This window comes from Streptomyces sp. ME02-8801-2C, assembly GCF_033793965.1.
Classification (GTDB): domain Bacteria; phylum Actinomycetota; class Actinomycetes; order Streptomycetales; family Streptomycetaceae; genus Streptomyces.
The window spans coordinates 107,930-119,588 of the sequence record NZ_JARAXP010000014.1; the positions used below are offsets into that span (position 1 = coordinate 107,930).

Annotated in this window: 10 protein-coding genes; 7 read left to right on the top strand and 3 right to left on the bottom strand. The window is 71.2% G+C overall.

Annotated elements, in window-relative coordinates; translation table 11 throughout:
• Window positions 1-36 precede the first annotated feature (36 nt).
• From PV396_RS34840 to PV396_RS34870, 7 genes are all read left to right on the top strand, one after another.
• The gene (locus PV396_RS34840; RefSeq protein ID WP_319211547.1) at window positions 37-2,076 is read left to right on the top strand and encodes a bifunctional aldolase/short-chain dehydrogenase; all 2,040 of its coding nucleotides are present in this window, start codon (window positions 37-39) and stop codon (window positions 2,074-2,076) included.
• On the top strand, window positions 2,073-3,539 hold the full coding sequence (locus PV396_RS34845) for a rhamnulokinase family protein (protein ID WP_319211549.1): 1,467 nt from the start codon (window positions 2,073-2,075) through the stop codon (window positions 3,537-3,539). The genes PV396_RS34840 and PV396_RS34845 overlap by 4 nt, the downstream gene beginning before the upstream one ends.
• Before the next feature lie 72 nt (window positions 3,540-3,611).
• Window positions 3,612-4,367 (top strand): (Fe-S)-binding protein, encoded by a 756-nt coding sequence (locus PV396_RS34850; protein WP_319211550.1) that lies wholly within the window; start codon window positions 3,612-3,614, stop codon window positions 4,365-4,367.
• The gene (locus PV396_RS34855; protein WP_319211552.1) at window positions 4,364-5,842 is read left to right on the top strand and encodes a LutB/LldF family L-lactate oxidation iron-sulfur protein; all 1,479 of its coding nucleotides are present in this window, start codon (window positions 4,364-4,366) and stop codon (window positions 5,840-5,842) included. The genes PV396_RS34850 and PV396_RS34855 overlap by 4 nt, the downstream gene beginning before the upstream one ends.
• Window positions 5,839-6,483 (top strand): lactate utilization protein C, encoded by a 645-nt coding sequence (locus tag PV396_RS34860; RefSeq protein ID WP_319211554.1) that lies wholly within the window; start codon window positions 5,839-5,841, stop codon window positions 6,481-6,483. Before PV396_RS34855 ends, PV396_RS34860 begins: the two co-directional genes overlap by 4 nt.
• An 81-nt stretch (window positions 6,484-6,564) precedes the next feature.
• Window positions 6,565-7,422: a MoxR family ATPase gene (locus tag PV396_RS34865; RefSeq protein WP_319211556.1), complete on the top strand. Its 858-nt coding sequence runs from the start codon at window positions 6,565-6,567 to the stop codon at window positions 7,420-7,422.
• Window positions 7,423-7,762: 340 nt separating this feature from the next.
• Window positions 7,763-9,142: a vWA domain-containing protein gene (locus PV396_RS34870; protein WP_319211557.1), complete on the top strand. Its 1,380-nt coding sequence runs from the start codon at window positions 7,763-7,765 to the stop codon at window positions 9,140-9,142.
• A gap of 42 nt (window positions 9,143-9,184) precedes the next feature.
• Here the strand turns inward: PV396_RS34870 and PV396_RS34875 are convergent, their stop codons facing one another.
• The 3 genes from PV396_RS34875 to PV396_RS34885 form a co-directional block, all read right to left on the bottom strand.
• Window positions 9,185-9,544: a cupin domain-containing protein gene (locus PV396_RS34875; RefSeq protein ID WP_319211559.1), complete on the bottom strand. Its 360-nt coding sequence runs from the start codon at window positions 9,542-9,544 to the stop codon at window positions 9,185-9,187.
• 128 nt (window positions 9,545-9,672) lie between these two features.
• Window positions 9,673-10,344 carry a response regulator transcription factor gene (locus PV396_RS34880; protein ID WP_319211561.1) on the bottom strand — a complete coding sequence of 224 codons (672 nt, stop codon included), beginning with the start codon at window positions 10,342-10,344 and terminating at the stop codon, window positions 9,673-9,675.
• Window positions 10,341-11,561: a sensor histidine kinase gene (locus PV396_RS34885; RefSeq protein WP_319211562.1), complete on the bottom strand. Its 1,221-nt coding sequence runs from the start codon at window positions 11,559-11,561 to the stop codon at window positions 10,341-10,343. The genes PV396_RS34880 and PV396_RS34885 overlap by 4 nt, the downstream gene beginning before the upstream one ends.
• Window positions 11,562-11,659 lie beyond the last annotated feature (98 nt).

Below are 11,659 nucleotides of genomic sequence, written 5' to 3' on the forward strand. Positions count from 1 at the left end.
CCTTTCTCGAAAACGTCACGTAAGGATTGATCTCGCATGGCAACCCATCCTGAAGCCGCTGCCCTCATTGCTCGGTCTCGTCGGCTTGGTGCTGACGCCCGGAACACGAACTACGCCGGGGGTAACACGTCCGCGAAAGGGACCGATGTCGATCCCGTCACCGGTGGTGATGTGGAGCTGATGTGGGTCAAGGGGTCCGGGGGTGACCTGGGGACCCTTACCGAAGGTGGGCTGGCCGTGTTGCGGCTGGACCGGTTGCACGCGCTCAAGGGTGTGTATCCGGGGGTGGAGCGCGAGGACGAGATGGTGGCCGCGTTCGACTACTGCCTGCACGGCAAGGGCGGGGCGGCGCCGTCGATCGACACCGCCATGCACGGGCTCGTCGACGCCGCGCACGTCGATCACCTCCACCCCGACTCCGGTATCGCGCTCGCCTGCGCGGCCGACGGAGAGAAGCTGACCGCCGAGTGTTTCGGGGACAGCGTGGTGTGGGTGCCGTGGCGGCGGCCCGGGTTCCAGCTCGGGCTGGACATCGCCGCCGTGAAGGCCGAGAACCCGCAGGCGATCGGGTGCATCCTCGGCGGGCACGGCATCACCGCCTGGGGCGACACCGCCGAGGAGTGCGAGAAGAACTCGCTGCACATCATCCGTACCGCCGAGACGTTCCTCGCCGAGCGCGGCAAGGCCGAACCCTTCGGCCCCGTGCTCGACGGGTACGCCGCCCTCGCGCCGGAGGAGCGGCGGGATCGGGCCGCCGCGCTCGCCCCGTACGTGCGGGCCATCGCCTCGCAGGACAAGCCGCAGGTCGGGCACTTCACGGACGCGGACGTCGTGCTGGACTTCGTGTCGCGTGCCGAGCACCCGCGGCTCGCGGCCCTCGGTACCTCCTGCCCGGACCACTTCCTGCGTACCAAGGTCAGGCCGCTCGTTCTCGATCTGCCGGCCTCCGCTCCGCTGGACGAGGCGATCGCGCGGCTGAAGGAGCTGCACGCCGAGTACCGCGAGGAGTACGCCGCCTACTACGAGCGCAACGCGCTGCCCGACTCCCCCGCGCTGCGTGGCGCCGACCCCGCGATCGTGCTGGTCCCGGGCGTGGGCATGTTCAGCTTCGGCAAGGACAAGCAGACCGCGCGGGTGGCCGGCGAGTTCTACGTCAACGCGATCAACGTGATGCGCGGGGCCGAGGCGGTCTCGACGTACGCGCCGATCGAGGAGTCGGAGAAGTTCCGCATCGAGTACTGGGCCCTGGAGGAGGCGAAGCTCCAGCGGATGCCCAAGCCGAAGGCGCTGGCCACCCGGGTCGCGCTGGTGACGGGGGCGGGCAGCGGCATCGGGAAGGCCATCGCCGAGCGGCTGGTCGCCGAGGGTGCCTGTGTCGTCGTCGCCGACCTCAACGCGGAGAACGCGGCGGCTGTGGCCGAGGAGCTGGGTGGCCCGGACAAGGCCGTCGCCGTGACCGTGGACGTCACGTCCGAGGAGCAGATCGCGGAGGCGTTCAAGGACGCCGTACTGGCCTTCGGCGGGGTCGATCTCGTCGTCAACAACGCGGGGATCTCCATCTCCAAGCCGCTGCTGGAGACCTCGGCGCGCGACTGGGACCTGCAGCACGACATCATGGCGCGCGGCTCGTTCCTCGTCTCACGTGAGGCGGCTCGCGTGCTGATCGCCCAGGAACTGGGCGGCGACATCGTCTACATCGCGTCCAAGAACGCCGTCTTCGCAGGGCCGAACAACATCGCGTACTCCGCGACCAAGGCCGACCAGGCGCACCAGGTGCGGCTGCTCGCCGCCGAGCTGGGCGAGCACGGCATCCGGGTCAACGGCATCAACCCCGACGGTGTCGTGCGTGGTTCCGGGATCTTCGCGGCCGGCTGGGGTGCCCAGCGTGCGGCGACGTACGGGATCGAGGAGGAGAAGCTCGGCGAGTTCTACGCGCAGCGGACCATCCTCAAGCGCGAGGTGCTGCCCGAGCACGTCGCCAACGCCGTGTTCGCGCTGACCGGCGGCGAGCTCACCCACACCACCGGGCTGCACGTCCCGGTCGACGCCGGCGTCGCCGCCGCCTTCCTGCGATGAGCCGCACCTTGAAGTCGTATGCCGCGGTCGACCTCGGCGCGTCCAGTGGACGCGTCATGGTCGGCCGCGTCGGGCCGGACACGCTGGAGCTGGCGGAGGCGCACCGGTTCGTGAACCGTCCCGTGCGGGTGCCCGAGGGGCTGCGCTGGGACGTGCTCGCACTGTACGGGGGTGTCCTCGACGGGCTTCGGGCGGCCGGCGTCCACTCGGGGGGAGAACTCGACTCCGTCGGCATCGACAGCTGGGCCGTGGACTACGGGCTGCTGGACGCCGACGGGGCCCTGCTGGGCAACCCGGTGCACTACCGCGACGCCCGTACCGAGGGTGTGGCGGAGAAGGTGTGGGCGTCCGTCCCGGCCGCCGAGCTGTACGCGGCGACCGGGTTGCAGTACGCGCCCTTCAACACCCTCTACCAGCTGACGGCGGCCCGCGACACCCGTCAACTGGCCGCCGCTCAGCGGCTGTTGCTCATCCCCGATCTGCTGACGTACTGGCTGACGGGCGAGGCCGGCACCGAGCTGACCAATGCCTCCACCACCCAGCTGATCGACCCGCGCACGCGCGACTGGGCCCATGACATCGCGCGGAAGCTGGACATCGATCTCGGGCTGTTCGCGCCGCTTCGGCAGCCCGGGGATCCTGCGGGCGTGCTGCGGGCGGAGGTGCTGGAGGAGACCGGGCTCACCGGGCCGGTGCCGGTGACGACGGTCGGCTCGCACGACACCGCCTCGGCGGTGGCGGCCGTGCCGGCCGTGGACGAGCGGTTCGCCTACATCTGCACCGGCACCTGGTCCCTGGCGGGCCTGGAGCTGGCGGCGCCGGTGCTCTCCGAGGAGAGCCGGGCCGCCAACTTCACCAACGAGCTGGGGCTCGACGGCACGGTCCGCTATCTGCGCAACATCATGGGGCTGTGGCTGCTCCAGGAGTGCGTACGGGCCTGGGGGAACCCGGAGCTGGGCGACCTGCTGCGGGCGGCGGCCGAGGCGCCCGGACTGCGGTCCGTGGTGGACGCGGGCGACGCGGCGTTCCTGGCGCCCGGACGGATGCCGGAGCGGATCGCCGAGGCCTGCCGTGCCTCCGGGCAGCCGGTGCCGCAGACCCCGGGCGAGATCACGCGGTGCATCCTCGACTCCCTCGCCCTCGCACATCGGCGGGCGGTGACCGACGCCCAGCGGCTCGCCGGGCATGACGTGGACGCCGTGCACATCGTCGGGGGCGGGACGCGCAACGCCCTGCTGTGCCAACTCACCGCCGACGCCTGCGGGTTGCCGGTGGTGGCGGGTCCGGCGGAGGCCGCCGCGCTCGGCAACGTCCTCGTCCAGGCGAGGGCCCACGGGCTCGTCGGCGACCGTACGGACATGCGCCGGCTGCTCGCCCGTACCCAGCCGCTGACCCGTTACGAGCCGTCCGGCGACCCGGGGGCCTGGCGGGCGGCGGAGGCCCGTCTCACCGACACCCGGTGAGACGGGGATTCCCCGACCGCGCGACCTCCGCGTACTCTGCACTCATCCGATGATCGATCGCTAGGAGCCGCGATGCGTGTCGCCCTGTTCCTTACCTGTGTCAACGACACGCTGTATCCGGAAACGGGCCGCGCCGTAGTGAAACTGCTGACCAGGCTGGGTGTCGAGGTCGACTTCCCGATGGCGCAGACCTGCTGCGGGCAGGCGCACTACAACACCGGGTACCGGCATGAGGCCGAGCCTCTCGCCCGGCATTTCTCCGATGTATTCGGGGAGTACGACGCGATCGTCACGCCCTCCGGGTCGTGCGGCGCGATGGTGCGGGAGCTGTATCCGCGGATGGGTGAACGGGCACGGGCCGAGGGGCGCGGGGACGGTCTCGCGGTCGCCCTGGCACCGGTGGTCCCGAAGACGTACGAGCTGACGGAGTTCCTGGTGGACGTGCTGGGGGTGACGGACGTGGGCGCCTTCTACCCGCACGCCGTCACCTACCACCCGACCTGCCACGGGCTGCGCGGCCTGGGGCTTGCCGACCGGCCGCTCAGGCTGCTTCAGGCCGTGAAGGGGCTGGAGCTGCGTGAGCTGCCCGGCGCCGACGAGTGCTGCGGCTTCGGCGGCACGTTCGCGCTGAAGAACTCCGATGTCTCGGCGGCGATGGGCGCCGACAAGGTGCGCGCCGCCGAGTCGACGGGCGCGGAGGTGCTGTGCGCCGCCGACAACTCGTGTCTCATGCACATCGGCGGCACCATGACCCGGCTCAGCGTCGGCATGCGGCCGGTACACATCGCGGAAATCCTGGCGAGCACGGAAGAGGAGCCCCTGGCATGAGCGGGACGTTCGTCGGGATGCCGGCCTTCCCCAAGGCCGCCCACGAGGCGGTCGGCAACCAGACGTTGCGCGGGAACCTGCGCCACGCCACCCACACCATCCGCGGGAAGCGGGCGAAAGCCGTCGCGGAGATGTCCGACTGGGCCGAGCTGCGGGAGGCGGGCAAGCGGATCAAGGATCACACGCTGCGTCATCTCGACCGCTACCTCCTCCAGCTGGAGGATTCGGTCACGGCGGCGGGCGGTGTGGTGCACTGGGCCGCCGACGCCGACGAGGCCAACCGGATCGTCATCGACCTGGTGCGGATGACCGGGGAGACGGAGGTCGTCAAGGTCAAGTCGATGGCCACGCAGGAGATCGGGCTGAACGAGGCCCTTGAGGCCGAGGGCATCGCGGCCTACGAGACCGATCTCGCCGAGCTGATCGTGCAGTTGGGCAAGGACCGCCCCTCGCACATCCTCGTCCCGGCGATCCACCGCAACCGGGGTGAGATCCGGGACATCTTCGCGCGCGAGATGAGCGAGTGGGGCCGCCCGGCCCCCGAGGGCCTCACCGACACGCCCGCCGAACTCGCCGAGGCGGCACGGCTGCACCTCCGGGAGAAGTTCCTGCGCGCCAAGGTGGGCGTCTCCGGCGCCAACTTCATGGTCGCCGAGACCGGAACCCTGGTCGTGGTCGAGTCCGAGGGCAACGGACGGATGTGCCTGACCCTGCCCGAGACGCTGATCTCGGTCGTCGGCATCGAGAAGATCGTGCCGACCTGGCAGGACCTGGAGGTCTTCCTCCAGACCCTCCCCCGCTCCTCGACCGCCGAGCGCATGAACCCGTACACGTCGACCTGGACGGGTACGACGGACGGCGACGGCCCGGGGACCTTCCACCTGGTCCTGATCGACAACGGCCGCACCGACACCCTCGCCGACGAGGTCGGCCGCCAGGCCCTGCGCTGCATCCGCTGCTCGGCCTGTCTGAACGTCTGCCCGGTGTACGAGCGGGCCGGCGGTCACGCCTACGGCTCGGTGTATCCCGGCCCCATCGGCGCCATCCTCAGCCCCCAACTCCGGGGCACCCAGAGCGAGATCGACGCGTCGCTCCCGTACGCCTCCTCGCTGTGCGGGGCCTGCTACGAGGTCTGCCCGGTCGCCATCGACATCCCCGAGGTGCTGGTGCATCTGCGCGAGCGCGTCGTCGAGGGCGGGCCGGCCACCCGGGAGGGCAACAAGGTCGTCCTGAAGCCCGCGAAGGGCCACGCCGCCGAGCGGGCCGCGATGCGTGCCGCCCGCTGGGCGTTCAGCCACCCCGGCGCCCTGCGCACGGGCCAACGCCTCGCCTCCCGCACCCGGCGACTGCACCCACGTACGCTGCCCGGCCCCGGCAAGGCATGGAGCGCCACCCGCGATCTGCCGGCCGTACCGGCGGAGCCGTTCCGTGACTGGTGGCAGCGCACCAACGGCGGAAAGGACACCAGCAAGTGAACAGCCGCGACCTGATCCTGGGCCGGGTGCGCCGCGCACTCGCGGACGTGCCCCGCGACGACACCCCGTACGAGCAGGCGGTCGACCGCGACTATCTGCGCGAGCACGGAAACCGCAGCGTCGAGGAGACCGTCGAACTCCTCGCCGAGAACCTGGCGGACTACCGGGCGATCGTGCATCGCACAGATCCTGATGAGCTGCCGTATCTGATCATGCGACTGCTCGCCCAACGCGGTCCCCAGTACGTGCTCGTCCCGCCGGGCCTGCCACCCGAGTGGATGTCGGCCGCCGATCCCACCCGCGTTCACGATCGGGTGGTGAGTACGGCCCACGATCTCGACAAGGTCGAGAGCGTGGTGACCGGCTGCGCCCTCGCCATCGCCGAGACCGGCACCATCGTCCTGGACGGTGGCCCGGATCAGGGGCGCCGTCGGATCACCCTGGTCCCCGACCACCACATCTGCGTGGTCCGGGTCCCCGACCAGGTCGTCTCCTCCGTGCCGCAGGCCCTCGAACGCCTCGACCCGACAAGGCCGTTGACCTGGATCTCCGGTCCGTCCGCGACCAGTGACATCGAGCTGGACCGGGTCGAGGGGGTGCACGGTCCGCGCACGCTGGAAGTTGTACTGGTGGCCGGGTGACCAATTCGTGCGTGACAGGATCGGTGAACAAGCGCTTAGATAGTAGATCCGATCCTGTTCACACCGGCGCTGGAGGCCCCGTTGTTCACATCCGTCGCCGATGTCTCCGCCCGCCTCGCGGAGACCGGGTATCTGGCCTCCCCCGCCGTCGCCACCACGGTCTTCCTGGCCGACCGTCTCGGCAAGCCGCTCCTGGTGGAGGGCCCGGCCGGCGTCGGCAAGACCGAGCTGGCCAAGGCCGTCGCCGAGATCGCCGGCGCCGAGCTGATCCGCCTCCAGTGCTACGAGGGCGTCGACGAGTCCAGGGCGCTGTACGAGTGGAACCACGCCAAGCAGCTCCTGCGGATCAGCGCGGGCCGCGACGAGACCTGGGACGCGACCCGCTCGGACATCTTCAGCGAGGAGTTCCTGCTCCCCCGCCCGCTGCTGACCGCCATCCGCGGGGACGACCCCAAGGTGCTGCTGATCGACGAGACCGACAAGGCGGACGTCGAGGTGGAGGGCCTGCTCCTCGAGGTACTCTCCGACTTCCAGGTCACCGTCCCCGAGCTGGGCACGATCACCGCGACCCGCCGCCCCTTCGTCGTCCTCACCTCCAACGCCAGCCGCGAACTGTCCGAGGCCCTGCGCCGCCGCTGCCTCTTCCTCCATATCGGCTTCCCCGACGCCGAGTTGGAGCGCAGCATCGTACGGCTGAAGGTGCCGGAGCTGGACGCGGCGCTGGCCGAGTCGGTGGTCCGGGTGGTGGGCGCGCTGCGCGCGATGGACCTGCGCAAGGTGCCCTCGGTGTCCGAGACCATCGACTGGGCGCGCACCCTGCTGGCGCTGGGAGCGGACACGCTGGACGAGACGGTCGTACGGGACAGCCTGGGTGTTCTCCTCAAGCACCAGGACGACGTCCTCAAGGCGAGCGCCAAGTTGGACCTGGACGCGATTTGAATCCTCCCCCAGCCGAAGCAGGGGGATTCCTGGCTCACGCTGCCTGCAGGTCAGCGACCCGACAGGTCTTCCACGATCAACACCAGCCGGGTTGAAACCAGCCCGGTTTGATACGGCAAAGCTTGGAGGTGCATGTGCTGTCCTGGTTCTCGATCAGCACGGCGTACGCGCTTGGTTCTCGCAACGCACGGCGTGCGGCTTACCCGATCCGGTGGACGGTGTTTCGCCCTGCAGGCGAAATCCCGCTTCCGGCCCTGCTCCGCAGGAGTCCGATTCTCCCCCGCAAGCGGGAGGTGCCCCCACCCCGGCCTGAAGGCTGGGGCATCCTCGGAGGAACCCGGTGAACGCGCGGTCGGCGAGGGCCGGTTCGGGTGCCGATGTCGCGGAACGGCTGACGGGGCTGGTCGGGGCGCTGCGTTCGCACGGTGTCCGGATCGGTACCGGGGAGACCGTGGACGCGGCCCAGGCGGTTGCCGAACTCGGGTTCACCGACCGGGAGTTGCTGCGCGAAGGGCTGGCTGCGACCCTGCTGCACGGCACGGGCCAGCGACCGGTGTTCGACCCGGTCTTCGACCTGTACTTTCCCCGGGGTGTCGGCGCGCCCGGCACCGAGCCCGCGGAGCGGGAGGAACTGCGCGACCGGCTCGCCGCCGCGCTGACCGCCAACGACCAGGCGCTGCTTGCCCGGCTGGCCGCCGAGGCGGTCGACGGTTTCGGCGGATACGGCTCCTCGCCGGGGTCGGACGGCTGGTCGTCGTACCAGACGCTGGACCGGATCCGGCCGCAGACACTGCTGGCCCGGGTGCGGACGAACCTTCGTGAGGGGACGGAGGACCCGGGGTTCGCCGACCGGCTGCTCGACGACGAGATCCGGCGGCGGATCGAGGAGTTCAGGCGGCTGGTGGGCGCGGAGGCGCGACGCCGGGTCGCCGAGCGGCGCGGCCGGGACGAGATCGCCAGGCGGGCGGTCGCGCCGACCGCCGACCGGGTCGACTTCCTGGTCGCCGGGCGGGCCCAACTGGCCGAGCTGCGCAGGGCGGTTCAGCCGCTCGCCCGCAAGCTCGCCACCCGGCTGGCGGCGCGCCGCCGCAAGGCCGCGCGCGGCTCGATCGATCTGCGGCGTACGGTGCGCGCCTCGCTGTCGACGGGCGGGGTGCCGATGCGGCCCGTACTGCGTCGGCGTCGGCCCGCCCGGCCCGAACTGGTGCTGCTGTGCGATGTGTCGGGATCGGTGGCCGGCTTCTCCGACTTCACGATGCTGCTGGTGCAGGCGCTGCACGACCAGTTCAGCAAGGTCCGGGTGTTCGCCTTCGTCAATCGGGTCGACGAGGTGACCGGCCTGCTCGTGCACGGCGCCGCCGACACCGACGGACTGAGCGCCCGCATTCGCACGGAGGCGACGCTGACGGGCTGGCACGGCAGCAGTGACTACGGTGTCGCGCTGGGCGAGTTCACGCAACGGTACGCGGACGCGGTCGGCCCGCGCACGACCGTGTTCGTGCTCGGTGACGCCCGTACGAACATGAGCGACCCGAACCTGCCCGCCGTACGGCAACTGGCCGAACGGGCCCGCCGGGTCTACTGGTTGAACCCCGAGGGACGGTCCCAGTGGGGGACGGGCGACTCCGCGGCGCCCGAGTACGCCGAGCTGGTGGAGATGCGTGAATGCCGCAACGCACGCCAACTCGGCGCGCTGATCACCCGGTTGCTCCCGGTGTGAGCCCGGTGGTGATGGTCGTGGTGAGCCGGGTGTCGGTCGGTCCTACGGTGCCTTCGCGTAGTCCTGTGCCATGCCGCCCGCGAAGTCGTGCAGGATGACCTGTTCGTCGCCGACCACCCACGCGTCGTGCCCGGCGGGGCACACGAAGACATCGCCGGGGCCCACTTCGCTCTCGCCGCCGTCGTTCATGCGGATACGCATCCGGCCCTGGACGACATAGCCGTTGTGGTGGATCTCGCAGCTCTCCGTGCCCACGATGGGCCCCACGGACTCGGACCAGCGCCAGCCCGGTTCGAAGGTTCCCACGGCGAAGTCGAGGCCGGTCATGTGTACGGCTTCGAGGTGTCCCCGGGGGAAGTCGCGCCGCTCGTCCGGCTTCTCGACCGTCTTGATCTCCAGCATGTCTGCTGCCTCCCATCCCCCTCCATGGCTGTCGGACCCTCCCGTCCCTCCATCGTCCGCCTGTCAAGCCGGGGCCGCCATTTGAGCGTCCGGGCGGTTCGCTGACAGCCACCGGCTTCGCGCGCCCGTCAGGACAGTTCGAGCACACCCCTGCGCACGGCCTCGGAGACCGCCGCCGCCCGGTTGTCGACCTTGAGCTTGCGGTAGACGCGGACGAGATGCGTCTTGATCGTGGCCTCGCTCAGGAACAGGGCCCCGGCGATGGCCCGGTTGCTGAGCCCCTCGGCCATCAGCCGTACGACCTCGATCTCGCGCCCGCTCAGTTCCTGCTCGGGACTGACCACCTGGCCGACAAGCTCCCCGACGATCTCCGGAGCCAGTCCCAGCGCCCCGGCGGCGGCCCCGCGCACCGCGCGGAACAGTTCCTCGGGCGGGCCCGCCTTGAGCACATAGCCCCGGGCGCCCGCTTCCAGCGCGCGGACCACATCGGCCCGGCCGGCCGAGCTGGTCAGCATCACCACGGCCACCCCGGGTGCCTCGGCGGCGAGCCGGCGGATCGCCTCGATGCCGTCGATCACGCCCCCGCCGCCGGTGCCGCCGAAGCGCAGGTCCATCAGTGCGACATCGGGCAGCAGCTTGGCGACCAGGGCGACGGCCTCCTCACCGCTGCCCGCCTCGGCGATCACGTCGAGGTCGGGTTCGCCTTCGAGGAGCGCGCGCAGGCCGGCCCGTACGACGGCGTGGTCGTCCGCGATCAGGACGCGCAGCGGCTCGGCCGCGCCGGGCGGATCCGCGGTCATCGGGCCGTCGCGGTGGGGACGGAGTCGGCGGGGGCCTGGGGGCCGGGAGCAAGCTGCGGCCGGGGCCGCGCGCAGACCGTGGCCCGGATCCGGGTCCCCCGGCCGGGGGCGCCGCTGACCTCGAGGTCACCGCCGTACTCGCGCAGTCTGGCCCGCGCCGCGGGCAGTCCGAAACCGCGGCCCGGCCGGGTGGACGTGCGGCCGAGGATCTTGGCGGGGTCGAGTCCGATGCCGTCGTCGCTGACCTCGAGGTCCACCCGGTCCGGCCGCTGTCGGCTGAGGGTGACCTGCACGTTCACCGCCTGGGCGTGTTCGCGGATGTTCGCGAGGGTGCTCTGCGCGACGCGGAACAGGGTGGTGGCGGCGTGTTCGTCGAGGGCGTGCTGGGGGTCGCCCACCGACCGGAACCGCACCCGGGCGGCCGTCCCGTCGGCCTGGGAGCGGGCGCACAGGACGCGCAGGGCGCCCTCGAGGCCGGTCTCGGCGACGGCGGAGGGTGTGAGGTCCCCGATCATGCGGCGGGTCTCGGTGAGGTTGGTGCTCAGTCCGTCGGCCACCGCGCGCACCCGTGTGCGTGCCGTGTCGGGGCGCTCGTCCCAGTCCCGTTCGGCGGCCTGGAGCAGCATCAGCCCGCCGGCGAGTTCCTGGGCGAGGGTGTCGTGCAGATCGCGGGCGATACGCGTCCGTTCCGCGAGCACACCCGCCCGGCGCTGCTGCCGGGCGACGAGGTCACGTGTGTCGCGCAGTTCCTCGACGAGGCGCCGGCGTGTCTCGGCGTCCCGCTGCTGGAGGCGGTAGAGGGCGACGGTGCCCCAGACGGCCGCGACCGGCACCAGCACGGTGTCGATCACGAACCCGCCGTCGGTCCCGGCCAGTGCCGCGACGAGGACCACGGTGATCAGGGCGATCGCCACGATCGAGGACCGGCGTCCGAGCACGCTCTGTGCGGCACACGCCAGTGGCAGGGCACACCACACGAAGGCGGAGGTGAGCGCGGCGGGGACGAGAAGCAGAAGGAGGCCCCACAGGGCGAGGAGCAACGGGATCCAGGCCGCCCGCCCGACCGTGCCGAGCCGGTCCCACAGTGTCACCCCGCCCGTGTAGACGAGCGCGAGCAGCGCGCTGACGGTCGCGATGTACCAGCACAACTCGCTGTTGACCCGCGCGAGTTGCAGCAGCGCTGACACGACGATGACGAAGAACGCCAGATGCGACATGTGTTTCAGCGTGAGCCGACCGCCGCGAACCCTCAGTAACGTACGGACGGGGACACGGTCGGGCACGGCAGATCCCCTTGGGCGGACTGGTCCAATCG

Coding starts and splice junctions, on each gene's coding strand:
- PV396_RS34880 (WP_319211561.1), bottom strand. CDS start 10,344: ATGACCGCGGATCCGCCCGGCGCGGCCGAGCCGCTGCGCGTCCTGATC.
- PV396_RS34840 (WP_319211547.1), top strand. CDS start 37: ATGGCAACCCATCCTGAAGCCGCTGCCCTCATTGCTCGGTCTCGTCGG.
- PV396_RS34875 (WP_319211559.1), bottom strand. CDS start 9,544: ATGCTGGAGATCAAGACGGTCGAGAAGCCGGACGAGCGGCGCGACTTC.
- PV396_RS34845 (WP_319211549.1), top strand. CDS start 2,073: ATGAGCCGCACCTTGAAGTCGTATGCCGCGGTCGACCTCGGCGCGTCC.
- PV396_RS34855 (WP_319211552.1), top strand. CDS start 4,364: ATGAGCGGGACGTTCGTCGGGATGCCGGCCTTCCCCAAGGCCGCCCAC.
- PV396_RS34885 (WP_319211562.1), bottom strand. CDS start 11,561: ATGTCGCATCTGGCGTTCTTCGTCATCGTCGTGTCAGCGCTGCTGCAA.
- PV396_RS34850 (WP_319211550.1), top strand. CDS start 3,612: ATGCGTGTCGCCCTGTTCCTTACCTGTGTCAACGACACGCTGTATCCG.